Raw genomic sequence first — 23,479 nt, 5'->3', positions numbered from 1 at the left:
CGCGGATCGCAGCGAATGCAATGAGATCAACGCCGCGACATGGCCGGACGATAGCACCGCGTTTCGCTAATTTCCTTCCAAAGAGGGGCAAAGCCAAGCACGATATGCAAATCCGGAACCGCCTGCCGATTGCATCCTGTGCGCGAACGAGTTGGCGGGCCCTCGCGCCGAGTCCGGCGGCAGGCGTTCCACTCCTGGTACGGCAACAGGTGTCGCCGTGACATCGCGGGATCGACGATCAGTTCTTGTTCGGCCAGATTTCCTGGCTGGCCTCGACGGCCGCAAGGCCCTGCATCGCGTCTCTATTGCCGGTGGCGGCAAGCGCCTCGAAGATGCGTCGCGCTTCCGCGTGGTACTTGAGGTTCATGTAGGCGTAGCCGCGCAGCACCATCAGGTCCTGGCGGCGGGTCGAGATCTGCCCGAGCTGATCGAGAAAAAGGATGGCCTCGCGGTAGCGATTGGCATTGAAGGCGGCAATGGCACGGTCTGCGAGGATCGCCGTCTGCAGCTCGTCGACCCGCCCCCGGCTCTGCGTCGACTTGGTCGCCGACACCGCCGCCTTGTTGGTGAGGCCGGCGCGCAGGTAGGCCAGGCTCTGGCCATAGGCCGCGTCTTCGCGCATCTGCGACGCAGGCGCCTGCAAGGCCACCTCGAATGCTTCGGCGGCCTCCAGCGGCCGGTTGAGGTCCATCAGGCACCAGCCGCGCGCGAGCGCCGCCTGCGGCGCCATGCCGGCGGGATTGATGGTGGTTCGGCAGCCGGCCCCGCTGCGCACCGATTTCTGCACGACGCCGCCCGTGCGCGGCCTCTGAGCGGCAGGTTGCTCGACCACCTCTGTGACGACGGTGGTACGGGCCGTCGGCTGCGGTTGCGTCCGTTGCACCTCGGCCGTCGGAAGCGGCGCGCGGCTGACTTCGTCGAGCTTCTCCTTGACTTCGCCAAGCCGGGCGATGCGTTCGGAACGGCCCGACCACAAACGCTGGACTTCGACGACGCCATCCTTGTCGTTCAGCTGGTCACGGCTGAGCGCGAGGCCATAGGCCGACGGCTCGTCGTCCGGCTTCCAGCGCAGCGCCGTTGCAAACCATTGTGCGGCGGTTGCCGGCTGGTTGAGGGCGCGCGCATACCAGCCGAACTGCTGGGCCGTGGCCGGTTCGCGGGCCTTGGTCGTTTCCTGAGCGATCCGCGCCAGCACGGCGGCATCGAGGGCGACCGGCGGATCGATTGCCAGCAGATTGGCAGTCGCCGCGAAATAGGTCGCAAGGGCATCGGGCGAGCTATCGCGCCACGGGTAGAGTACGGCCTCGGCCTCGAGCGGTGCCTTGCGCGCGATCAGCGTCAGCGCCAGCCCCTGCGCGGCGGAGGCGCTGTCTTCCTTGTCATGGGCACGGCGGAACCATTGCTCGGCGGCGCTCATGTTGTCGCGGCGCAGCTGATACCAGCCGAGCAGCAGAGCGTCGCTTGCCGTGCCACCGGTCTCGGCCAGTTTTTCGACGCGCTGGACGTACTTGGGATCAACCGCAAGCGCTTTGTCTCCGTCACCTTCGGCAACGAAGCGCCGGGCGAGATCATCACGGATGCTTTCGAACTCCGGCACGCCCTCCGGCGTGGTGCGCTCGAGCGCGAGCAGATCCTGCAGCGTCGCGTAGGACAGCACAGCGGCAGCCTTCTGCACGGTGGCGAGCCGTTCCGGCGCGTTGTCGCAGCTCTTCAGCACATAGAGATAGGCATCGCGGGCCCGGTCCGGCCGCTTGGTCTCGGCAAAGGCCTGCGCCACATGCCAGAGCACATCCACTTCCGAGCAGGTCAGAAGGCTCGGCGTGCTCGCAGCAATCGAAATCACGGTTTCATACTGCTTGAGCTCGGAGGCGTTCACCAGCCGGGCGCGAGCCTCGGCGACGTTGAGGCGCTCGAGCAGGTCCGATGGCGGCTGCCAGGCGGCTTCCTTCGCCTGACGCTCGGCGATCGCCTTGCGCACTTCGGCGTAGCGGCCTTCAGAGTAGAGCCGCCACATGGTTTCGAGCGCGACGTCGTTGCTGCGCGGCACAGCCAGCGGATCGGCGGGCGGGACCCAGTCGGGATAAAGCGAGCGCAGGCGCGAGATTTCCGCCTGCAGCCGTGCGGTATCGCCCTTGGCGGCAAAGTAGCGAAGCGCCGATTCGTCGACCACCGACTGCGGCTTGCTTGTGCTTTGTGCTTCCTCCGACGGCCTGTCGGCCTGGGCCACCTCGGTGAATTGCGGCGGCGCGCCGCGCGCGCCCTGGCCGGCGCTGCCGCCGACGGCGGGCGCCTCCTGGCTCTCGCCAGTCAAGCTGCCGAGTTTCTTGTTGTCCTGGCGCAAGAAGCCGCCATCGGTCAGTCCGGCAACCCCGATCGCCGTAGTCATCACAGCGGCAATGGCAACGATTGAGGACTTCATAGACACTCCGGACGCTTCTCCCTCACGTAAGACAGCCCCAACAGGTGCAGCGTGGAAGGGTAATATTGCGTCGGGCTGAACACCTTGACGCTGTCGGGTATCGGAACCCTGTCCAAGACACAGGCCAGAATATGGTTAACAAATCGATAACCGGGGTCCGTGAGGCTGGTTTGAACGGCCCCCGTAGAGGCGTCGCTGAGGACCAATGCGTCGTTGTCGCCGGCCATTCCCGCCCGCAGCCGCGCCATCAGATCGCGGCCACCCATGTCCGCCCGGGCGAGGTAGAGCGGGATCCGCAAAGCGTTATAGCCGAACTCGGCGGGAAAGCCCTGGGCTGGCTTCGGCATCGCACGCAGGCTGACCCAGTCGGCCGGCAGTTTTCTCGGGCCTGATTGCAGGGCATTGATAAAGGCCAGGCCGTCATCCGAGAGCGCCTTCCAGCGCGGCGACGGCGCTACCCGATCAAGTGCGGGAAAAGCCTCGAAGATCCAGTAGGACGGATTGACCACCGGGCCATCCGGGCGATCGGTCGTGCCGAAGCCCGTAACGCCGGGCAACAGCAGCGTTCGCCCGCCATGATCGAGCAGGGTGTTGTCGAGGATGGCCTTGGCGATCCGCGAGGCGGCCTGCAGGTAATCCTGCCGCTTCCAGCGTTCACCGGCGAGCACCAGCGCATAGGCGATCAGGATGTCGCCGTCGGTGGCATTGTTGATGTCGATAATGTGCGGCGTTTCGGTGGCACTCCACTTCCACGCCGCCAGCCCATCGTCGCGCAGCAGCAGCTCACGGCGCGTGAACGACCAGATCAGCGCGAAGTCGGCCGGGTTGTCGGCCAGCACGGCGAGAAGCAGGCCATAACCCTGTCCCTCGCTATGGCTGACATTGCCATTGGCGTCGTCGATGATCCGGCCACCGGAATCGAGGAACCGCGCCTTGTATTGGTCCCATTCCCCAGCCTTCACCGAACCCGCCTGTTCGTCGGCTCCGGCCGCCATCGGCAAAAGGAGCGCAAGCAATCCGGCGAGAAGCGCGGTTCGCCACCTCATTGGCGCCGCCCCAGGCGGGTCAGCATCGAGGATGTTGCCAGCCCCAGAAGCACCGACAGCACGATCAGCAGCAGGGCATAGACCATGATGTTGCTGGACAGCCAGTTGGCAAAGATCAGGCGATAGTTGGTGAGCGACGGCGGCTGCGTCTGGACGAAATCGAATCCGGCGACCGGCGTCGCCTCGATCTTGTCCGTCGCCGGCTCATAGGCCGAGACCCGCCCGGCAAGCTGTTGCCAGCGCGTGACGTCGGCGATCGCCGCCGTGCCCTCACGCAGACGCTTTCCGGTTGGCGCCGTCAGCAGCGTCCAGGTCGCGTCGTCGCTCGGATTGGCGCCTTGCGCAATCACAAGCCCGGCACTTTCCGGCGGAATATAGGCGGCTTGCGCTTCGGGCAGGATACGCAGCGAGCTCAGCGAAATGTCGAACTCCTGCTTCACCCAGGTCTGAAACCCCGTGACCTGGTTGCGCCAGGCGCCGCCGCTCAGGCGCGTGCGCCATTCGTCGATGGCTTTCTGGGTGTCGTCAGGACGGCCGGTGTCCTCCGCATTGCCCCAGGACATCTGCCTGGCGGGGTCGATACCGACCTGTGTCAGCACCGTCTTCGGCAACTGCGGCATGGCGCCGATGAAGATCGCGTTGCGGCTGCCGGCTGCAAGCGGCGATGTGATCACCTCCACCAGCATCGGCCTGCCGCCGGCAACCGCCAGGCGGGCAAGGAAGGTCGCGGCCGCCGACAGCGTGTCCTCGTCTGCACGGTCGAGGAAAAGGGGAACGGCGGCGCTATCACTGCGATAGGGGGCGGCGGCACCGGAAATCGCGGCGATATTCGGCCGGCGACCGATGCGCGCGAAGTCCGGCATCCGCAGTTCGGACGTATCGAAGAGCGCGAAGCGCGGATCGTTGGAGGCCGGCGTTCCCGGCGCGCAGACCTTGTCCGGCTCGGCGGAAAGCACCGCCTCGATCTCGATCAGGTTCGGACCGGGCTTGAAATGGCGCATCGTTACTTTGATCGGCAGGTGGCGCAGGATGTCGCCTGTGGCCGAGTTCAAAGGGATCGTCGATGCGATGTTGCCGTTGATATAGATGTCGATGTGGCTGCCTGGAAGCACGGCATCCGTATAGGCAGCGTCGAGCAAAAGCGTCGCGTCGCCATAGGCGTCGGCATAGAAATCCGACGGCACGGCTACGGAGAAACGCGTGCGAAAGCGCCGGCCGGTAAATTCGCTGGTTTCCACCCCGAGCTCGGAGAAGCGCAGGCGCGCATTCGTCACGACCAGCGGCGTCTCCGGCAACTGCCAACGCCCGGTGGCGATGACGTCGCGCGGCACGTTGCTCGGGCGGTCCATCGGCTGCGTGATCCCCTCGATCGCCTCCTGAACGGCGGACCAGTCTGGACCGCTGATCACCAGCACCGACGACTTCGTCTTGCCGTCGCGCACGAACATGGCGACAGGGCCGCTCGACGCACCTTCCGGCAGTCGCTCGAGGAACGGCGCCACTTCCTCCGCGATGCCGACGAGCGCAGTCATCTGCCCGGGTTTCGCGAGTTCAGGCATGGTCTCGCTGAGGGCGAATTCCTGGGCGGGCATCTGGCCGCGCAACGCCATGCCTTGCGCGAGCCGCATCAGAGTTGCCGTTCGGCTCGGTTGCTGGAGGCCGGGTACGACCAGGTTGAACTGCGTCCGGCCGCGCGCATCGAGCCCGACCGCGCGTACGTCGTCGAGACTGGAAAGCGTCGCGCTGTCGCCGGAGGAAAAGCGGATGAAGGCCGATTCCGGTGCGATCTCAGTCCACAGTTCATAGGTCGATTCGACCGTGCAGTCCGTGCGGTGGCGTTGGCGAACCTTGACGCGAATATCGTTGGATCCGGCGCGCAGCAACCCGGGCTTCAGGTCGTAGCTCAGCGGCGTGGCGGCCTCCGCCGAGCCGATCGGCTTCTCGCCGGCCAGTTCGCCATTGACGAAGATCGAAAGCGTCGACGCTTCCGGCGCAACGACGATCGCGTTCTGATAGGCGAAATTAAGCGAGGCGGCAGACTGCGCCTGCGCCGGCGTCAGATAGACGGACCAGGTGCGTTCATCGACCTCGCCGGTCAGCGACAGTGCGCTGAACGGGATGATGAAGCGCTTGAAGTCGTCCGGCGGCTTGAGCGTGACGATGGGCTCTGCCGGCCCGGCGTTGCTTCCGGTGTCTGCCGGCGGCTGCAGGATCGGGGCATCCGCCGGGCGCTCGCCGGACATGTCGAAAGGCGACGGCTGCGCCGACACGCCGGTTGCAAGGCTCGCAAGCAAGAGGGCTGGGAGAACGAGGCGCCTGAGCATCAAGCGCCCTCCTTCTGCGCCTCGGAGCCACGCAGGCTGCGAAGGAAGTAGATCATGCCGCGGCTCGTCTGATAGAGCGCCAGCCAGAGGAACCAGAACGTTCCGCGCACCAGTCCCGGATTACCGCGCCGGGCGCTTTGAAACTCGCTCCATTGCCGCGAATTGGCAAAGATCAGGTCGGCGACCAGGCTGTGATGGCGGGCGACCTGCGGCAGGTAGCGGCAGCCCATGATGGTGATATCGCCGGCAACCTCCTTGTTGCGGATCGCGACAGGCAGCGTCTCGGCCACGCCGCTGCCGCTGTAGGGCTCGAAGCGGATCCCGCCCTCGGTGTCGGTCGGCAGCGTCGATGCGTCGATGCCGTAGACCTGGACGCGCGCGCCGTGCGCCGAGACATCCTCGATCGTTGCCGGATACCATTTGTCGGCGACCCCGAATTCGCAGCGGCGGCTGACCTTGACGCGCCGGGAGGCTGCCCGCTCGCCGCGCTCCGACACGACGCCGAGCACGCAGCCGGCCATGATCAGGTTCAAGAGGTTCCAGCCGCCGACGACGAGCGTCACGTCTGCCTTGTACGGCTCGGTGTAGACCCGGTAGACCGTCATGAGCAGGGCGACGAAAAGCACCGCGAAGATGACGAAGAACGGCCGGGCAATCTCGGAGAGCCGGCTTTCCAGGATCGATTCATCCTTTGCCGTCACCTTGAAGGTCGGCCGGCTCGGCCGCAGCAGCACCGAGATGACCGCCGGCAGCAGATGCACCGTCTGGGCGAACTCGTAGAGTTCAGAGATCCAGGGCCAGCGGAACGAGCCGTAGAGATAGTTCTGCATCATCAGGTTCACGACCATGTAGGCCAGCGTATAGGCGAGGAACTCGCCGCCAGACGCCGTGAAGATCTCAAGGTCGAAGAACAGATAGAAGAGCGGCGCAAAAAGGAAAATCGTCCGCGGGATCGGAAACAGCCAGAACAGTGTCGACGACATGTAGCAAAGCCGTTGCGGGATCGACAGTCCGCCCTTGAACAGCGGAAAGCGGAATATGAGGATCTGCATCATCCCTTGCGCCCAGCGGCTGCGCTGGCCGATGAAGCTGGCGAAGGTTGCCGGTTGCAGGCCGGCGATCAGCGGGCGGTCGACATAGATGCTATTCCAGCCGCGTCCGTGCAGCGCCAATGCCGTTTCGCAATCCTCGGTGATGCTCATGCCGCTGAAGCCCTCGGTATCCTCCAGCGCCTTGCGGCGAAGAACGGCGGCCGAGCCGCAGAAGAAGGCGGCATTCCACTTGTCGAGACCGCGCTGGATGATGCCGTAGAACATCTCGTTCTCGCTCGGCATTTTCTCGAAAGTGCGCAGGTTGCGCTCAAGCGGATCCGGGTTGAGGAAGAAGTGCGGCGTCTGCACCAGGAACAGTTTCGGGTCCTGCTCGAAATAGCCGACGGTCTCTAAAAGGAAGTCGCGCGCCGGCGCGTGGTCGGCATCGAAGACCGCAATCAACTCGCCGTCGGAGTGCAGCATGCCGTTGTTGAGGTTGCCGGCCTTGGCGTGCTCGTTGCGCTCGCGCGTGAGGTAGCGCACGCCGAGATCGTCGCAAAGCGCCTGCAGTTCGGCATTGCGGGCGGATGCGCGCTGCGCTTCGACAAGGTTTGCCGAGTTGCGCTTCTGCAGGGTGCCGCCGTCGTCGAGCAGCCACACCGTCAGCTTGTCGGCCGGATAATCCATCGCCTTGGCGGCGGCAAGCGTATTGGCGAGCAGGCCTGCGTCCTCGTTGTAGGACGGCACGAAGACGTCGACCTTCGGAAACTTGCCGGGAGAGATCGAACTCGCCTTTCGCGGCGGCAACGGCATCGCCACTACGAACAGGCTGAGCGACAACATCATCACGCTGTACATTTCAGCAAGGTAGAGCAGGAAGCCCGGGATGAAGTTTTCAAGCTGGTTGAGCGGCGGCAGCGTGCTTGTCGTGCGCCAATAGACATAACGCAGCACGATCGCCGTACCGAAGGCGAGCGCGATCAGCCGCCAGCGGCCGCCGGCATTGGCAAGCTTGAGCACGGCCATGAAGGTAACGATGAGAACGCTGACGATGAGCTGCGTCTGGAGGTTCACCGGCAGCGTGATGACCGCCATCACACAAAGCGAGAAAAACGCCCAAGCGGCAACCGATCCGATCCTGCTCATACATTTGCCTTCCAGCGTTCGGCATCATGCCACTGGTATTGCCCGACCCATATTCGACCGAGTCTCCCCTACCGACACCAGCCCATAACAAAGGATGGTTAGCGGTCGATTAAGGGCAGGCTCCTCCGGTCTGCTGCCCTGCGCACGCGGGAGCCGGCACGATCACGTTCGGCAAGGTTTTCGCCGTGGTTTCCGCCTGCGCCTGCGGCATTGAGACGGTCCCGTCCGGCTGCGGAACCGGGATCGACGTCACCGCGGCGGGCGCAACGACCTGCTGTTCGACGCGTGCCGGAACGCTGCTGACTTCACGCCGTGCCACGGGCTGCACCTGGCGCCGCGGAACCGCCACCGGAGCGCTCGTGGTCACCGCCTCTTCCTGGCGGTAGATCGGGCTGCCGGTTCGGCCGAGACCCGCCTCCAGCGGCGGCGGCGCGCCATAGGGGTTCCAGGCAGGATCGCCGAAGGTGCCGGTGATCGTGTAGCCGTAGACCGGGGCCAAAAGCTCGGTCTCGCTGGCGCCTGCCGCGCAATAGCGCAGCCGCACCTGGATCGTGCCGTAGCCCTTGAGCGGCGAGCGATGGTTCTCCGCCTGGCGGATCTGCTGCCAGGCAAAGATGCAGGCGTCGTTCGCCCGGCCCTGACCGAAGGCATAGCCGAACGGCCCGTAATTGTTCTGCAGGAAGTAAGGGTTGAGCGACAGCGAAACGCCGGGCAGCGCCCGGCGCGCCTCAGCCATCATTTTGTTGTCGCGCACAGCGGCATAGTTCGAGCGGGACTGTTGGTCGAACTTGGCGTTCATCGGGCCGAAGAACTTGGCCCGCAGCAGGTTCTGACCTGGGGTCGCCGCCGAGGTGTAAAGATAGATATCCTGCTCGATCGCGTTGGTGCTGCGCCGTTCGACGACGTTCAGAACCGCAGGCCCGCCGGGCGGCGGCAGGATCAACGCGTTTTCCGAGGGAACCATGATGCTGCCGGTCGGCGTGCCGACGTCCTGGCGCGTGTTGCAGCCCGACAGCACGGTCGCGGCCACCAGCGACACCGCAGCCACGCGCCAGCCGTTCGCAGGGCGCAGCCGTCTCTCCGACGTGCCGAATCTCCGACTCAGATATCGTTGCATCATGGCTGAGCATTAGTTGATTCACCCCATTTCGCAAACCCGCGAAGAATGGGGGCAGAGATGCGACCGGGCGACGACGCACGGCTTTGTCCCCTCAAAATCGATTGTTTCAGGGCGGGCCGGCGCGCTTCGGCGGCGCCGCGACCAGTCGCCTCAAACCGCTTCTCTGGGACGGGCAAGATCGTTGACACCCTCATCATCCGGGGCCTGCCCGTAGCTCATGCGGCGCATCTGCGCGATGACGCGCTCCATCTCGTCGTCGGGCAGAACCGGCGGCTCGCCAAGCGTCAGCGCCTGAACATACATGCGCGACAGGGTCTCGATCTCGATCGCCAGCCACAGGGCGGACTCGAGCGTCCTGCCGAGCGAGATCTGGCCGTGCTGGCCAAGCAGGCAGGCCGTACGGTCCTTGAGCGCCACAAGCGCATTGTCGGACAATGCCTGCGTGCCGAAGGTCGCATATTCTGCACAGCGGATCGTCGTGCCGCCGGCAATGCCGGTCATGTAGTGAAAACTCGGGATGGTCTTGTGGTGGCAGGCAAGCGTGGTCGCATAGACCGAATGGCAGTGCAGTACGACGTTGATATCCGTGCGTTCCCTCAGGATATCGCGGTGGAAACGCCATTCCGACGACGGACGAAGACCGACATAGGTACCGTCGAAATCCATCTCGACCAGATCCTCAGGCTGCATCGTCTCATAGGGCAGCGACGACGGCGTGATCAGGAAACCGGTCTCGGTACGAACAGAAATGTTGCCCGCAGTCCCCTGGTTGATACCGTTCGAATTCATGCGGCGGCAGATGTCCACCATCTCGCGGCGGAGCGACAGAATGTCGGCCTTGCTCATCGATATGTCCTTTCGAAGTCGCGACTGAAACCATTGTTGTGCCCAGCCCGGGCGCGGGCTCGCCATTGCGACGCATAGACGGCGACAGCAGGCGAGAGGTGAGACACGTCGCCGGGATCGGCGAGCGAAAGCGGCGCCGGGCGCCGGCGCCGGCCCTCGCTTGCAAGCAGTGCGGCGCCGGAGGCCACGCCATAGGCATCGAGATTGAAACGCACACGCCGGTTCGGCATCAGTGCGGCGACGAGGCGGGCATAGAGCGGGTCGCGCAGGAAGCTTCCGTCGAGTACGACCAGCGGCCCCGGCCCCAGCGCCTCCACGCACTCCGCCGTTAGAAGCGCGCAATAGAGCAACGCCAGCGCCTTGCGTTCGATCGGCGTTTCCGGCGGTGGCCCGCTGATGCGACCGCGACCGGCACTTCCCGGAAAGAGGCCGTCATCGTCGCCGAACGACGGCAGCGCCATGCTGCGTCTGGCGATCAAGCCGAGAACGACGTCGTCAGGCACCGCGGCGTTGGGCGGTTCGCGGCCCGCCACATGGGAGAACTCGCGGCCACCCATCGTGAGCACGCCGCCGAGCGGGCGCCCGAAGACGTCGCTGTTCAGCGTCATGCCGCGGTGTTCGTCGAGCCGCTCGAGGGCCGTGCGGCCGAAAAAGCCGACGATCCAGGTTCCGGTCGAAACGACGATGAAATCGTTGAGCCCGCCGGCGTGATAACGATAGTGGTTGAGGCTGCTGTCGTGGCCGCCCGTAAGCACGCGCAAGCCTTCCGGCAACCCGTGGCGCCGGACAAGCTCGGGACGAGCGGAGCCGAGGACCTGCCAGGCATCGGCAAAATCCGGCATCAGGCTCCGCCAGCCGCGTGTCCCGACAATGGGCGCGAAGCGGCGTTCGGCGACATTCCAGAGATGCGATTGCGCGCCGAGCAGGCTCGCCTCGGATGCAGCAACGCCCGACAGCCGCCACGCCCAATATTGCGGCAGGCCAAGATACCAGCGCGCGGCGGCGACGGCATCGGGCGCATGCTCCTGCATCCAGTAGAGCTGGCGCGCCTGATGGGTGGCGCTGTGCATCGTCGCGCTGCCGCGGTCGAAAAACGAGCCGGAGAGCGGCGCGTAGCCGAGTTGGATTTTCTCCGGCACCGGCTGCTCGTAATCGATCATCGGCAGAGCCGCGCCAGCGGCCATATCCGGGTCATCGCCGACAAGTACGCCGCCGGACCCGTGACCGGCGGCGACGAAGGTTTGCAGCGGATGGCGGCGACCAAGATCTGCGAGACTGGCGAAGATCCATTCGCCAAGGCTTTCGAGGTCGTGATGCCGCCAGGGCGGGCCCGGCAGCACTGGGTTGGCAACGCTCAGCGTTTCCAGGACGAAACCGTCTGATGTGACCGCGTTCAGCTTCACATTGGTCTTGCCGACGTCAAGGACGGCGACCGTCCCCGTGTCCGCATCCGCTGAAACTGCCATACCGAGACCCTCCGTCCTGATAGAGGCGGCGCTTAATGCGCGCGCGCCTAGATCAATCCGTATTGCCGGGCCTTGTTCCTAAGGAACGGCAGGCCGTTGCCCATCACTTCCTCTTCGTCCCTGGCGACCGGCCGCCAGACCGCAAGGCCATAGGCCACTTCCGGCGGCATGTTGATGAAGCTTTCCATCGCCAGCCCACCCTTGAAACCGATCGCAGCCAGCGTCGCGAAGATCTCGTCCCAGGCGCAATTGCCATAGCCGGGCGTGCCGCGGTCGCTTTCGGACAGGTGGATGTATTTGATGAAGTCGCGTGCATCGAGGATGCCGGTGCCGATGCCCTTTTCCTCGATGTTCATGTGGTAGGTATCGAGATGCACGAAGACATTGTCGGCGCCCACCCGCTTGATCATGTCGACCGCTTGCCAACCGGTGTTGATCAGGTGGTTCTCGTAGCGGTTGACCGCCTCGACACCCAGTTCGATGCCGCGGGTTTTGGCGTGCTTGGCGGCGGCCTGCAGCACACGGGCAATGTTGTCGTATTCGGCTTCAGTCGGCGGCACGCCGGTGCGCTCGCCGATGCCGCCGTAGATGACGCCGGACAGCGCCTCGCCGCCGAGATCGGCCGTCTTGTCGATCGCCACCTTCAGATGCTCGATCGCGGCATCGGGTCGGACGGATGCCCAGGCGCGCTCCGGCAGGCCGAGCGAGCAGACCGCGCGCAGCTTGTTTTTCTCCAGCAGCGCCCTGGTATGGGCAGTATCAACCGCCGGCGGATTGAGCATCGGGATCTCGATGAAGTCGACGGCGTATTTTACCGCCGCCGCAACAGCGCGCTCCGCACCGGGGCGATCCCAATTCATGGTCCACATGCTCGTATGGACGCCAAAACCCTGCATGGTCATGTTTCCTTTCTGACAAATGAAATCTTGAATTTCGTCGCGACGAAGCGCAGCACCATGACGCCGGCGAGCAGCAAACCCCAGACGGCGGTCGCCAGATGCTGGTTGGCACCGACGAGGTTGAGACCCGAAGAGAGAAGCTGCAGCACCACCAGCGCGACAAAGACGGGGATGACCCGACCGAAGCCGCCGAACGGATTGACGCCACCCAAGAAGCAGGCGAGCACTGTGATCAGCAGGTAGCTTTCACCGTGGCCGATGCGCACGGAATTGAAGCGCGCCAGCATGATGATGCCGGCAATCGCGCACATGGCGCCGGAGAGCGCATAGACGAGCACGATCACCTTGCGGGTGTTGATGCCGGAATAGCGGGTCGCCTCGAGGTTGGAGCCGATCATGTACGTGTTGAAGCCGAGCTTCGTGCGGGTCAGCAGCACGTTCCAGGCGAGCACGCAGACGATAAAGACGATCAGCGGGATCGGCACGCCGAGAAACGAGCCGTGACCGAGCGGACCGAGGAAGGCCGGAAAGCCGGATACGTCGCCGCCGCGCGTCAGGAACTCGCCGAGGCCGCGCAGGAAGATCATCATCGACAACGACACGAGGATCGGATGCGCGCGGGTAAAGGCGATCACCAGTCCCATGATCACGCCGCTCGCCGCCCCAACGAGAATGGCGAGCACCGAACCGAGCAGGAAAGCGCCGGGGCCGGCCTCCACCCCGCCATTGGCCTGCAACACCCAGGCGAGCGTCAGCCCGGCGATGTTGGCCGTGAAGGTGATCGCGAGATTGAGCCCGCCCGTCAGGATCGGCAGCAACATCGCGAGCGTCAGAAGGCCGAGCTCCGGCAGCTGGAAGGCGACCGAACCGAAGGTGGCCGCGCTGAGGAACTGCGGCGAGGCGATGCCGAACACCAACACCACGGCGAGAAACGCCAGCCCCGGCCCGGCCATTTCCGGACCGATGAGGGTCTTCACGCGTTCGACGATCGCACTCATCGTCCGGCTCCTTTCTGGCTGACGAAGGGCAGAAGTCTTTCGATGCGGGTGTTGGAGAGCGTGATCGCCACGAGGATGATGGCGCCGATGATCATCTTGAAAGCGAAGGGCGAGACGCCCATCAGGTTGAGGCCGTTCTGGGTGATCGAGATCAGGAGCACGCCGAGCACGCAGCCGAGCACCGAGCCCTTGCCGCCGCCAAGCCGCGCGCCGCCAAGGACGACCGCCGCAAGCACGTCGAGTTCGCGACCATAGAGCGCGTTCGGCACCACCTCCTGCGCATAGTGCGCCTGGATGAGCCCACCGATGCCGGCCATCAGACCGAGCCAGCCGAAGGCGATGAACTGCATGGCGCCGATGTTGATGCCGAAGCGGCGCGCACCTTCCGGATTGTCGCCGAACGCATAGAGCTGGCGGCCGGTCGTGGTGCGGGTGATCAGCACCCAGGTGGCGATGACGCAGAGCACCATCACCAGCACGGGAAGCGTGATCTCGATCCAGGTTCCGTCCGGCATCTCGTGTTCGAACAGGATGACGCGGTCCGTTAGCCAATCCGGCAGGTCGTAGATCGACACGCCCTTGGTGAAGAACATCAGGAGGCCGAAGTAGATGTTGAAGGTCGAGATCGTCGCGACGATCGAGATGACGCGGAAGCGGTGGATCAGGAAGGCGTTGATGGCGCCGAGCAGGATGCCGAGCGAGCCGGCAATCAAAAGGCCTGAGATCCAACCTCCGCCGCCAATCCAACCAAGAGCAATGGCCGTACCGTATTGCACGACCGAGGCGGCAACAGCGAAGGAGATATCGATGCCACCGGCGATCAGCACGACGAGCAGCCCGACGGCGAAGATGATGTTGACCGAGCTGATGTTCAGCAGGTCAAAGGCGTTGCCGAGCGAGAAGAAGTTGGCGGTCGAGACCGACAGCACGGCGCTGATCGCGATGATGACGGCAAGCAGCGACACTTCCGTCGCGTGGGTGCGGACGAAGCTACGCATAGACCGCTCCTTCGATCTCGGCGAGCGAAGCGCTGCGCGGATCATAGCTGCCGACGATGCGGCCTTGTGCCATGTGCAGCACACGGTCGGCGTTGAAATAGACCTCCGGCACCTCATCGGAGATCAGAATGATCGCAAGGCCGGTCTCGGCAAGCCGCGCGACGATGTCGAAGATGCCAGCACGCGCACCAACGTCGACGCCGACAGTCGGGGCGTCGAGGATCAGGAGCTTCGGATCGGTCGCCAGCCACTTGGCGATCGCCACACGCTGCTGGTTGCCGCCGGAAAGCGTCGAGATCGCATCCTGCTGCAGCCCGATCTTGACGCCGAGATCGGCGATCCAGCGCGCGACAAGACTGCGCTTGCGATCCTCGGAGAGCAGTCCGCCTGAAAGGATCTTGTCGAGCGAACTAATCACGAGATTGTCGGCGATCGACTGCGGTTGGATGAGGCCAAGCGACAGCCGGTCCTCGGAGAGATAGGCGACGCCCGCCGCAATCGCATCGCGGTTGGACGAAAAGCGGACCGGCTTGCCTTCAAGCGCAATGGTACCGGATGCCGGCTTCAGCATGCCGAAAAGCGTCAGCGCCAGTTCGGTGCGCCCGGCGCCGAGCAGGCCGGTAATCCCAAGTGTTTCGCCGCGCCTGACCGAGAGCGAGATATCCTCGAATTGCCCGGGGCGGGACAGGCCCTTCACATCGAGCACGACGGGCTGACCGTCGCGGAATTTCGCGCGCACCTGCTGGTCGAAGGTCTTGCCGGTCATCAGTTCGGTGATGCGCGACTGGGTCATGCCGGCGGCGGGGTAGACGCCCACCAGCGCACCATCGCGCAAGACCGTGATGCGGCTCGAAATCTCCAATACCTCGGCAAGCCGATGGCTGACGAAAACGACGGCGACGCCGGAGGCGGAGAGCCCGCGAACGATATCGAGCAGATGGTCGGTTTCCGATTGCGTCAGCGACGCGGTCGGCTCGTCCATGAAGACGAGCCTCGCTTCACCCACAAGCGCCCGGGCGATCGCCACGATCTGGCGCTGGGCAATCGCATATTCCTTGAGCGGCAGGTCGACGTCGAGTGTCACGCCAAGACGGGCGAGCGCATCGGTCGCGATCTGGCGCATTCGGCCATAATCGACCAGTTTCGGCCAGCGGCCGAGCACCGTCTGGAAGGCGATGTTTTCGGCGACGCTCATTTCGGGAAACAGCGCCAGGTCCTGCCAGATCACCTGGATGCCGCGATCCTGCGCGGTCACCGGTGACATGTGGGAATAGGTTTCGCCATCGAACTCGATCGAGGCGTCATCGGCGGGGCGGTAAACGCCGGTGATGATCTTGATCAGCGTGCTCTTGCCGCAACCGTTTTCGCCGGCAAGGCAATGAACCTCGCCCGGTCGGACGTCGAAGCTCACATTCTTGAGCGCACGAACCCCACCAAACGTCATGTTGATATCGCGCAGGGCCAGAAGCGGCTTCTCGCCTCCTCCCGCGGTCGCAAGCTGGTGCATGGACTGCCCCTAAATCACGTTAAGTCCGAGCAAGATGCGGGCAGAAACCGCAAACACCTTTCCTCATCCGGCTCCGGTACGGTTGAGGGACTTGCCAGGCCGGCCGAAGCCGGCCCAGCAGCCGGGAGAACCCTTGAGGATCAGAGACCCATGGCCGCGAGATCCGCGACCGTGTCCTTGTTGATCGGCACGAGCTGATCGACGATGATGTTGCGGTTTTCGAAGTCCGGCTTGACCTTGCCGAGACCTTCGATCTCGTCACCGTCCTTGACCTCCTCGCCCTTCATCAGCTTGTCGGCAAGCGTGACGAAGACTTCGCCGGCCTGCTTCGGATTCCACATGAAGCCGCCGGAGATCGCATCGGACTTCACCAGCTTCTGGCCTTGGCCGGGAGAGAAGGGACCGAGCACGAAGATCTCGCCGACCTTGCGGCGCTCTTCGACGGCGCGGCCGGCGCCGATCGGGCCCTGGCTGCCGAAGGCAAGGAAGCCTTTCAGGTTCGGATGGGCAGAGATCAGGTCGAGTGCAGTCGAGCGGCTCTTGTCGACGTCTTCGGCAACACCGTAGCGATCGCCGACCAGCGTCATGTCCGGATGGTTCTTCTTGATGTAGGCGATTGCCGCATCGGCCCAGGCATTGTGCAGCGGCACGGTCAGCGAGCCGACGAAGACTGCATATTCGCCCTTGCCGCCCATCTTCTCGGCCAGCAGCTTGCCATGCGCCTCACCGAAACCGGTCGAGGATGCGAGCTCGAAGTCCCAGTCGGCACCCTTCTGGCCCGGGGATTCGTGGGTGATGACGATGATGCCCTTTTCCTTGGCCTTGGTCAGCACCGGCTCAAGCACCTTGGCGTCGTTCGGCACCACGCCGATGACCTTCACGCCTTGGGCGATGAGATCCTCGATGGCGCGCACCTGCAGCGCCGGGTCGGCGCTGGTCGGGCCGACCATGAAGGCGTCGATACCGAGCTTCTGGCCGCGTTCCTTGATGCCGGCTTCCATGGCGTTGAACCACGGAATGCCGCCGATCTTGACGACGACGCCGACCTTACCGGCATCCTGCGCAAAGGCGGTCGCCGAACTCGCAAGCGCCAGCGATGTCGCCAGGGCGGCGACGAGAATTTTCCTGATCATGTTCTCTCCTCCACTCGTTCCCATAGGGGGAACGCGCCCGGTCGCCTCAGCGCCGGCCTCCAGTTTCAAATCATCACTGGCGAAGTGTTCCTCGCCTCCCTGAAACGCCGCCTCCTCAGACGACACCATCAAATGTGCACAATCGATATTTCTTGTTTGCACAATCGATGGTGCAAGAACTATTGTGCAGACTTAATCTTTCGTCAAGGGGAAATCGGCACTAAAACCACCAGGGGAGAAACCGATGGCCAGCAGCAGCAAGAAGAAAGCGACGATCTACGACCTGTCAGTGTTGTCAGGAAGCTCGCCTTCAACCGTAAGTGCGGTCCTGAACGGCACCTGGCAGAAGCGCCGGATCAAGGAGAGCACGGCGGAACTGATCCGCAACCTCGCCGAGACGCACCAATATACGGCCAACCGCCAGGCGCGCGGACTGCGCAGTTCGCGCTCCGGCCTGATCGGGCTGCTCCTGCCGATCCATGACAACCGCTACTTCTCGTCGATGGCGCAGACCTTTGAGGCGCATGTTCGAAGCAAGGGGCAATGCCCGATCGTCGTCAGTGCCAGCCGCGATCCGGAGGAAGAGCGCAAGACCGCCGAAACGCTGATCTCCTATTCGATCGACGAGCTGTTCATCTGCGGCGCGACCGACCCCGACGGCGTGCACGAGGTCTGCGAGGCGGCCGGCCTCAAACACATCAACATCGACCTGCCCGGCACCAAGGTGCCCTCCGTCATCAGCGACAACTACGAGGGCGGGCGAATGCTGACCGAGGCGATCATCCGCCACTTCCAGGCATCAGGTCCGCTTGCGCCGCACGATCTCTACCTTTTCGGCGGCCGCAACGACCATGCCAGCCGCGAGCGCATCCGCGGCTTCCGTGCCGTCAAAAGCGAACTGCTCGGCGCCGATCCGGACGAATGCATCCAGCCGACGGGCTATGCGCCGAACAATGCCCGCCTCGCCTTCGAGGCCTTCTACGAAAAGCACGGCAAGCTGCCGCGCGGTCTCTTCGTCAACTCGTCGATCAACTTCGAGGGGCTGCTGCGTTTCATGGCAGGGCATCCACACGAAAACTTCGCCGACCTCGTGGTCGGCTGCTACGATTACGATCCCTTCGCGTCCTTCCTGCCCTTCCCCGTCATCATGATCCGCCAGGACGTCGAGGGCATGATCACCAAGGCCTTCGACGTCATAGAGGAAGCCCGGCCGCAGCCGCGCATTCACCTGATCCAGCCCGAACTGGTGCAGCCGCGCACGGCACTGACCGGCCCGCTCGACGCCTTGAAAGACATCGAATAGCCCCGGCAACCAACGTTTCCGCGGAAACTGCAGCTTCAGACAGAAAAATCCTCTGTACATTCTATTAGAAACAGCGTATTCATTGGACATGGATGACGTTGACAGAAAAATCGTCGAAATTCTCGCTGACGATGCGAGGCGATCGCTGACTGATATTGGTGCTGCGGTGGAGTTGTCGCCGTCGGCCGTCAACGAACGCATTCGCCGGCTCGTCGCCAATGGCGTGATCCGAAATTTCACCGTCGAGGTCGATCATCGCGCGCTCGGCCTCGACGTACTCGCCTTCGTCTGGGTCGGCCTTGCGCCGGACGCGGACGAGGAAGCGTTCCGCAGCTTCATGGCCGGTCACCCTGCCGTAGCGGAATGCCACCATGTCACCGGCGCCTGGTCCTATTGCGTCAAGGTCCGGATGCCATCGCTCGGCGACCTCGAGCCGTTCCTTGCCGAAATGAAGCAACGGCGGTTCCTGGCGCGAAGCGAAACGGTGATCGCGCTGTCGACCGTGCGGGAAAGCCTGGCAACGACCGCGCAGCGCGCCTGACCGGACGCGCACACTGCTGCAACATTTTTTGTTTGCCGGGCATGCACCGTCCTCGAAGCGAACGGCGCAACCATGCCCCGGCCGGAGCCCTACGCCATGTCCACATTGTTGTTTGGAAAAAGCCTCCTCGTCGGCCTCGCGGTCGCAGCCCCTCTAGGCCCGATCGGGGCGCTCTGCATCAACCGCACGCTGGAGCGCGGCTTCTGGGCGGGCGTGGCCGGCGGCCTCGGGACAGCCGCCGCCGATGCCACGTATGCAGCACTGGCTGCGATCGGATTCGCGGCCTTCGCAGCGGTCCTTGCCATCATCGCCACGCCGCTTAGCTTGGCCGGTGGACTGTTCATGATCTGGCTCGGCTGGAGCGGATTACGGCCAAGGGCGGTGACGGCAGCCGCCGATGTCGGCGGACGCGATCTCATTCGCACAACCATCGCCACCTTTTTCCTGACGATGACGAGCCCGGCGACGATCCTCTCCTTTGCCGCGATCTTCGCCGGCCTCGGCCTTGCCGAAGCGGGCGACGCGCTCAGCGCTGCCGTCGTGGTCATGGGCGTCTTCCTGGGATCGCTCGGCTGGTGGTTTTTCCTAAGCGGCGGCGTTGCGATCGCCCGGACGCGACTGCCCGACAGCTTCGTCGTCTGGGTATCGCGCATTTCGGGGCTGGTTCTGATCGCTTTCGGCATCATTGCCATCGGAGCCGCCGTGAAGGGGCTGCTCTAGCCCCTGTCGACGCAGCCTCTACCGGCTGCGTCAATCACTTTCGACCCCTGCTCGTCAGGTCGTGGGCTTCACCGCCTCCACGTGCCACCACTTGGGTCGGGCAGTGCGATAGCTGTGGCTCTTCGGAATCAGATCGATGGCACTCGTCTTGTCGAAGACGCCCAGCAGAAGGGCAACCACCGGCGCATCGTCGATCGCACCGAGACTGCTGCCGCAGGCCGGGCAGAAGGCGCGGCTGGAATAGTCCGAGGAGCGATAGACCGATGGCGCGCCGCCCGGTCCGGTCCAGGTTACGGCTTCGCTCGGGAATTCGACCCACGCCAGGGTCAAGGCGCCCGAATGGCGCTGGCACATCTTGCACGAACACGTATGCGGCTTTCCGGCCGTCCCCTGCACCTCAAACCGGATTGCTCCGCAGAGGCATCCGCCCGTGTGCGGCTTAAGCCTCTTGGCAACGGCCCGCGTCATACTTACCTCCAGTTGTGGTTTCGAATCGGCGCCAGTATAAACAACCGCGACAAAATTGGAGGCATCCATGCGTGCAATTCGGGTGATATCTGCCCTTGTGGTTGTCGGCGGCATCGCAGGCGAGGCGATGGTTGAGGATGGTGTGCGCCCGTCTGCAGCCGGGCCAACGCCGAAGGGCCGGATCGTCTCCGGCGCCTTCGAGATGGACTTCAGGAAGATCCCGTAATCGCGGCAGCTTACATGCCGGTACCGGCTCAGTAGAACCACGCGCCGATGTCGCGAAACGCGCGTTTGCTCTGATCGCGCCTGTTGCCGTCCCGCGCCGCCGGGTCGTCGCCGATCGGCAGACTGAAGCCGAAAGGCTCGGCCGGCACGCCGCCGCGATCGCACCAATAGGCATCGAGGTCGGCCCTCATCATGCGGCGCCGCTTCAAGCGGCGGCGGTTGATGACGTGCTTGTCGTTCGAGACCGCAAAGACGTGGCCCGCGTGGCCTTCCGTCACCAGGCCATTGAGGACGAGCAGCGCCGCATCCTTCGGCCGGAGCCCGCCGAGATCGCGAGTTGCCGTGATCAGGGATCGCTTGGCCTCTTCGCCCTTCGGCCCCTGCATCCCGCCGATGGCGAGACTATAGGTGTCGCCTTCGCAACGCACGAAGATGAAGCCGACAGTGCAGAGCGCATAGCCATCGCTCTGCCGGCACAGCCGGATCGCGAATGCCCCCTCATGGCGGGCGCCGCCATGGTCGGCCAGTTGCAGCTGGATGCGATAGTTCTCGCTGCGGCCGGAAACCGTGCCCATTTCCAGCGTGCTGCCGCGCCAAAGGGCCATCAGTGAACGGCGCGACAGGACCTCGCTTGCGACATCGAAGTGATTGAGCAGCAGGTCGAGCCTTGCTGTCGACGACGCGCCGTGCAGGAAGAATGTCGGGATCGACTTGCGCACGAGATCATCGTGCGGCAGACCCAGCCGGTAGCGTTCGGCGAATTCGCCTAGAAAGCCGATCCAGCGCGATGTCAGGAACGGATGGCGCGCAAACCGCATGGAAAATACGACGGCGCGCTTCAAGCTCACCCTCAGGCCGAGCTTGAGCACATGGCTGGTGATCGACGTCTCTCGCGAGCCTTCACCGACGACGGGCGCAGAAACCGGCCGGCCCGAAGGCGTCAGCTGTTCGCCGACGAATGCCTTGCCATCGACCGGCAACCGCAGATCCGCGCTGTATTCCTGACTGAATTCCAGGGACATGGTGCTATCCTTGAGAGCAAACGCTGTTGGCCGAAGGACTCGGCCGAGCTCAGGTTTGCCCGGGCACTGTCAAGGATTTGCGGAGAACCGGTGGGCAATTGCACGCCGATTCTAAGCGGGCGCGAGGGCGGCGAAGCCGCCGATGTTCCGATCGGGAAAAGCGGAAAATTGCTTGGCGCAACGGCTGTTGCGCCAATCGCTCACAGGGCGATTTCCCGCGGCAGGACGAGCGTGATCACGGCGCCGCCGCCGGCACGCGCGGAAAATTCCAGCCGTCCGCCATGCGCCTTGGCGATCGCCTGGACGACGGAAAGCCCAAGGCCCGTGCCGCCCGTCGCACGCGACCGCGAGGCGTCGCCGCGCCAGAACAGGTCGATCGAATGGATCGAAACGTCGTCCGGAAGACCGGGACCACGGTCCAGCATCCGGATAAAAGCCTCGTCGGCACCCCGCCGCCCGGTCTCGCAGCGCAGGACACGGCCGTCTGCGGCGTAGCGTGTAGCGTTTTCGATCAGCGCCAGCAGCGCCTGGCGCAGACGCTGCGAATCGCCGGAGACCCGCACCGGCTCAAGCGCGACCTCCACCGACATGCCAACAGAGCCAAGCAGGGTGTTTGACGCACCAAGCACCTGGGTCGCCTCCACGGCGAGGTCCACCGTCTGACGCTGGGTGACCAACTTCTGGCCGGCGGCGAGCGAAAGCGTACGCAGATCTTCAACCAGGGCGGAAAGCCCCTCCACCTGCAGCAGCAACTGCCGCACCCTTTCCGGCTCGAGAGGAAAAACACCGTCGGCCATTCCCTGAAGGTTGCCCTGCAGGATCGTCAGCGGCGTACGCAGTTCGTGCGCCACCGCCATCGTATTGAAGCGCAGCCGGTTCTCCATGTTTTCCAGTTCGGCTGCCAACTCATCGAAGGTCTTCACGAGCGTCGCCACCTCCTTGGCACCCTTGCGAAACGATCCGACGCGCACCGCGAAGTCACCCGTCCTGAGGTCCTGCGTCGCCTGCGCCAGCACTTCCAGTGGCCGGCTGATCTTGCGCGCCAGCCAGTAGCCCACGAGCCCGCAGAAAGTGACTGCCGTCGCTCCGAAACCGAGGATGATCTTGTCCACCTCCCAGTTCGCCCAGTCTTCGAGTTCCGGCATCGTCGAAAGTAGCTTTTGCAGCGACTCCTGGCGCGGCAACTTGCCGGCATTGATGTCCTTGTAAGCCTGGGCCGCCTCCGCAGGCATCCGCTCCAGCAGTCTCGCCTCCAGCCGCGGCTCCATAAATTCGACGCCGGCATAGATGATGAACACGCTGATGATGAGCAGCGCGATCGTCACGAGCGCGGTGAGAATGCCGAGCGGCAGGCGCGAGAGACCGATCTTCATCTGGGCTCCACGAAACGGTAGCCGACGCCGCGCACGGCACTGAAGAAGCCGCAGGCACCGAGATCTTCCAGCTTGCGCCTGAGATTGGCGATATGGGTATCGACCGTGCGGGCGAGCGCATCGCTGTCCGGCAGGCAGGCGTCGAGGATATCGGCGCGATCGAAGGCATGCGTCGGGCGGCGGATCATGTGGGCAAGGATGCGGAATTCGCTGAGCGTCAGCGGCACCGACTGGCGATTGCCGGCCCTTTCGACGAAGGCGACATGGGCATCGAGATCGACCTCGACACTCTCGAAGCGAAGCACGGTGGCGCCGGCGCCGTTGCGGGTACGGCGCAGCACCGCGTTGACGCGCGCCACCACCTCCTGCGGGTTGAACGGCTTGATCACGTAGTCATCGGCGCCGAGCCTCAGCCCGGTCAGCCGGTCGAGATCTTCTGCCAGTGCCGTGACCATGATAACCGGCGTATTCCCCTCGCGGCGAAGGCGGGCGAGAACCTCGAACCCATCGAGCTTCGGCATGCGAACGTCCAGCAGCACCAGGTCCGGCGACAGCACCGCATGGTGGGTCAGCGCCGTCTCGCCGTCGGCGGCACGCACCGTCCGGAAACCGTCGCGCACGAGATAGGCATCTAGGATCTGCGCAATCTCCGGCTCGTCCTCCGCCAGAAGGATGAGACCCTTATCGACCATGAACTAACTCCCTGGGTCTGATGTTGTGATCAGCAGCTTATGTGACGAATAAGCCCGCGTTGCAATTCGTCCGCGCGGCCCAATGGTCGCTTGATCGGCCCTCCGGATAGAGCTCCGTACAAATCTTCGCCGTTTCTTGACAATTGGCGACGGACGCGCCGCACAACCGACAAACCGGGCCTCTCCCCGCGGCCGAAATGCG

20 protein-coding genes are annotated in these 23,479 nt (G+C 64.2%); 4 read left to right on the top strand and 16 right to left on the bottom strand.

Annotated elements, in window-relative coordinates; all coding sequences use genetic code 11:
- Window positions 1-238: 238 nt before the first annotated feature.
- The 12 genes from IB263_RS30630 to IB263_RS30575 form a co-directional block, all read right to left on the bottom strand.
- The gene (locus IB263_RS30630) at window positions 239-2,419 is read right to left on the bottom strand and encodes a cellulose synthase (RefSeq protein ID WP_192439445.1); all 2,181 of its coding nucleotides are present in this window, start codon (window positions 2,417-2,419) and stop codon (window positions 239-241) included.
- On the bottom strand, window positions 2,416-3,465 hold the full coding sequence (locus IB263_RS30625) for a glycosyl hydrolase family 8 (protein ID WP_113080664.1): 1,050 nt from the start codon (window positions 3,463-3,465) through the stop codon (window positions 2,416-2,418). Before IB263_RS30625 ends, IB263_RS30630 begins: the two co-directional genes overlap by 4 nt.
- Window positions 3,462-5,789: a cellulose biosynthesis cyclic di-GMP-binding regulatory protein BcsB gene (locus IB263_RS30620; protein WP_192439444.1), complete on the bottom strand. Its 2,328-nt coding sequence runs from the start codon at window positions 5,787-5,789 to the stop codon at window positions 3,462-3,464. The genes IB263_RS30625 and IB263_RS30620 overlap by 4 nt, the downstream gene beginning before the upstream one ends.
- Window positions 5,789-7,966 carry a UDP-forming cellulose synthase catalytic subunit gene (gene bcsA / locus IB263_RS30615; protein WP_034789955.1) on the bottom strand — a complete coding sequence of 726 codons (2,178 nt, stop codon included), beginning with the start codon at window positions 7,964-7,966 and terminating at the stop codon, window positions 5,789-5,791. The genes IB263_RS30620 and bcsA overlap by 1 nt, the downstream gene beginning before the upstream one ends.
- Before the next feature lie 109 nt (window positions 7,967-8,075).
- Complete coding sequence (gene bcsN, locus IB263_RS30610) at window positions 8,076-9,014, bottom strand: cellulose biosynthesis protein BcsN (RefSeq protein WP_063894939.1); 939 nt, start codon at window positions 9,012-9,014, stop codon at window positions 8,076-8,078.
- A gap of 222 nt (window positions 9,015-9,236) precedes the next feature.
- Entirely contained in the window at window positions 9,237-9,932 is a 696-nt protein-coding gene (locus IB263_RS30605; protein ID WP_060529113.1) for a class II aldolase/adducin family protein, read from the bottom strand.
- Window positions 9,929-11,398 carry an FGGY family carbohydrate kinase gene (locus IB263_RS30600; protein ID WP_113553529.1) on the bottom strand — a complete coding sequence of 490 codons (1,470 nt, stop codon included), beginning with the start codon at window positions 11,396-11,398 and terminating at the stop codon, window positions 9,929-9,931. The genes IB263_RS30605 and IB263_RS30600 overlap by 4 nt, the downstream gene beginning before the upstream one ends.
- A 47-nt stretch (window positions 11,399-11,445) precedes the next feature.
- Window positions 11,446-12,294 (bottom strand): sugar phosphate isomerase/epimerase, encoded by an 849-nt coding sequence (locus IB263_RS30595; protein WP_060519900.1) that lies wholly within the window; start codon window positions 12,292-12,294, stop codon window positions 11,446-11,448.
- A 2-nt stretch (window positions 12,295-12,296) separates the two neighbouring features.
- On the bottom strand, window positions 12,297-13,295 hold the full coding sequence (locus tag IB263_RS30590; protein ID WP_112975369.1) for an ABC transporter permease: 999 nt from the start codon (window positions 13,293-13,295) through the stop codon (window positions 12,297-12,299).
- Entirely contained in the window at window positions 13,292-14,293 is a 1,002-nt protein-coding gene (locus IB263_RS30585; protein ID WP_060529116.1) for an ABC transporter permease, read from the bottom strand. Before IB263_RS30585 ends, IB263_RS30590 begins: the two co-directional genes overlap by 4 nt.
- On the bottom strand, window positions 14,286-15,800 hold the full coding sequence (locus IB263_RS30580; RefSeq protein ID WP_112975368.1) for a sugar ABC transporter ATP-binding protein: 1,515 nt from the start codon (window positions 15,798-15,800) through the stop codon (window positions 14,286-14,288). Before IB263_RS30580 ends, IB263_RS30585 begins: the two co-directional genes overlap by 8 nt.
- A 140-nt stretch (window positions 15,801-15,940) precedes the next feature.
- The gene (locus IB263_RS30575) at window positions 15,941-16,933 is read right to left on the bottom strand and encodes an autoinducer 2 ABC transporter substrate-binding protein (RefSeq protein WP_090299213.1); all 993 of its coding nucleotides are present in this window, start codon (window positions 16,931-16,933) and stop codon (window positions 15,941-15,943) included.
- Window positions 16,934-17,177: 244 nt separating this feature from the next.
- On the opposite strand from IB263_RS30575, the gene IB263_RS30570 reads away from it, so the two are divergent.
- The 3 genes from IB263_RS30570 to IB263_RS30560 all read left to right on the top strand — a co-directional run bounded on the left by IB263_RS30570 (window position 17,178) and on the right by IB263_RS30560 (window position 19,497).
- Window positions 17,178-18,236, top strand: a complete 1,059-nt coding sequence (locus IB263_RS30570) for a LacI family DNA-binding transcriptional regulator (protein WP_034789995.1) — start codon at window positions 17,178-17,180, stop codon at window positions 18,234-18,236.
- Between the two features lie 88 nt (window positions 18,237-18,324).
- Entirely contained in the window at window positions 18,325-18,777 is a 453-nt protein-coding gene (locus IB263_RS30565) for an Lrp/AsnC family transcriptional regulator (protein WP_192439443.1), read from the top strand.
- A 96-nt stretch (window positions 18,778-18,873) separates the two neighbouring features.
- The gene (locus IB263_RS30560; RefSeq protein ID WP_034790024.1) at window positions 18,874-19,497 is read left to right on the top strand and encodes a LysE family translocator; all 624 of its coding nucleotides are present in this window, start codon (window positions 18,874-18,876) and stop codon (window positions 19,495-19,497) included.
- Between the two features lie 54 nt (window positions 19,498-19,551).
- On the opposite strand, the gene IB263_RS30555 is transcribed toward IB263_RS30560, so the two are convergent.
- On the bottom strand, window positions 19,552-19,965 hold the full coding sequence (locus IB263_RS30555) for a GFA family protein (RefSeq protein WP_192439442.1): 414 nt from the start codon (window positions 19,963-19,965) through the stop codon (window positions 19,552-19,554).
- 67 nt (window positions 19,966-20,032) lie between these two features.
- Here IB263_RS30555 and IB263_RS30550 point away from each other — a divergent pair, with 67 nt between their 5' ends.
- The gene (locus IB263_RS30550) at window positions 20,033-20,191 is read left to right on the top strand and encodes a hypothetical protein (RefSeq protein ID WP_192439441.1); all 159 of its coding nucleotides are present in this window, start codon (window positions 20,033-20,035) and stop codon (window positions 20,189-20,191) included.
- A 28-nt stretch (window positions 20,192-20,219) separates the two neighbouring features.
- Here IB263_RS30550 and IB263_RS30545 read toward each other — a convergent pair whose 3' ends face one another.
- From IB263_RS30545 to IB263_RS30535, 3 genes are all read right to left on the bottom strand, one after another.
- Window positions 20,220-21,212 (bottom strand): DUF535 family protein, encoded by a 993-nt coding sequence (locus IB263_RS30545; RefSeq protein ID WP_192439440.1) that lies wholly within the window; start codon window positions 21,210-21,212, stop codon window positions 20,220-20,222.
- Between the two features lie 200 nt (window positions 21,213-21,412).
- Window positions 21,413-22,585, bottom strand: a complete 1,173-nt coding sequence (locus tag IB263_RS30540) for an ATP-binding protein (RefSeq protein WP_034790027.1) — start codon at window positions 22,583-22,585, stop codon at window positions 21,413-21,415.
- Complete coding sequence (locus tag IB263_RS30535; protein WP_060643952.1) at window positions 22,582-23,277, bottom strand: response regulator; 696 nt, start codon at window positions 23,275-23,277, stop codon at window positions 22,582-22,584. The genes IB263_RS30540 and IB263_RS30535 overlap by 4 nt, the downstream gene beginning before the upstream one ends.
- Window positions 23,278-23,479 lie beyond the last annotated feature (202 nt).

Source organism: Ensifer sp. ENS03 (assembly GCF_014852035.1).
Taxonomy (GTDB): domain Bacteria; phylum Pseudomonadota; class Alphaproteobacteria; order Rhizobiales; family Rhizobiaceae; genus Ensifer; species Ensifer adhaerens.
The sequence above is the reverse complement of the archived record's forward strand: the minus strand, read 5'-3'. Positions and strand labels throughout refer to the sequence as shown.

Coding starts and splice junctions, on each gene's coding strand:
- IB263_RS30630 (WP_192439445.1), bottom strand. CDS start 2,419: ATGAAGTCCTCAATCGTTGCCATTGCCGCTGTGATGACTACGGCGATC.
- IB263_RS30625 (WP_113080664.1), bottom strand. CDS start 3,465: ATGAGGTGGCGAACCGCGCTTCTCGCCGGATTGCTTGCGCTCCTTTTG.
- IB263_RS30620 (WP_192439444.1), bottom strand. CDS start 5,789: ATGCTCAGGCGCCTCGTTCTCCCAGCCCTCTTGCTTGCGAGCCTTGCA.
- bcsA (WP_034789955.1), bottom strand. CDS start 7,966: ATGAGCAGGATCGGATCGGTTGCCGCTTGGGCGTTTTTCTCGCTTTGT.
- IB263_RS30605 (WP_060529113.1), bottom strand. CDS start 9,932: ATGAGCAAGGCCGACATTCTGTCGCTCCGCCGCGAGATGGTGGACATC.
- IB263_RS30600 (WP_113553529.1), bottom strand. CDS start 11,398: ATGGCAGTTTCAGCGGATGCGGACACGGGGACGGTCGCCGTCCTTGAC.
- IB263_RS30595 (WP_060519900.1), bottom strand. CDS start 12,294: ATGCAGGGTTTTGGCGTCCATACGAGCATGTGGACCATGAATTGGGAT.
- IB263_RS30590 (WP_112975369.1), bottom strand. CDS start 13,295: ATGAGTGCGATCGTCGAACGCGTGAAGACCCTCATCGGTCCGGAAATG.
- IB263_RS30585 (WP_060529116.1), bottom strand. CDS start 14,293: ATGCGTAGCTTCGTCCGCACCCACGCGACGGAAGTGTCGCTGCTTGCC.
- IB263_RS30580 (WP_112975368.1), bottom strand. CDS start 15,800: ATGCACCAGCTTGCGACCGCGGGAGGAGGCGAGAAGCCGCTTCTGGCC.
- IB263_RS30575 (WP_090299213.1), bottom strand. CDS start 16,933: ATGATCAGGAAAATTCTCGTCGCCGCCCTGGCGACATCGCTGGCGCTT.
- IB263_RS30570 (WP_034789995.1), top strand. CDS start 17,178: ATGGCCAGCAGCAGCAAGAAGAAAGCGACGATCTACGACCTGTCAGTG.
- IB263_RS30565 (WP_192439443.1), top strand. CDS start 18,325: ATGGATGACGTTGACAGAAAAATCGTCGAAATTCTCGCTGACGATGCG.
- IB263_RS30560 (WP_034790024.1), top strand. CDS start 18,874: ATGTCCACATTGTTGTTTGGAAAAAGCCTCCTCGTCGGCCTCGCGGTC.
- IB263_RS30555 (WP_192439442.1), bottom strand. CDS start 19,965: ATGACGCGGGCCGTTGCCAAGAGGCTTAAGCCGCACACGGGCGGATGC.
- IB263_RS30550 (WP_192439441.1), top strand. CDS start 20,033: ATGCGTGCAATTCGGGTGATATCTGCCCTTGTGGTTGTCGGCGGCATC.
- IB263_RS30545 (WP_192439440.1), bottom strand. CDS start 21,212: ATGTCCCTGGAATTCAGTCAGGAATACAGCGCGGATCTGCGGTTGCCG.
- IB263_RS30540 (WP_034790027.1), bottom strand. CDS start 22,585: ATGAAGATCGGTCTCTCGCGCCTGCCGCTCGGCATTCTCACCGCGCTC.
- IB263_RS30535 (WP_060643952.1), bottom strand. CDS start 23,277: ATGGTCGATAAGGGTCTCATCCTTCTGGCGGAGGACGAGCCGGAGATT.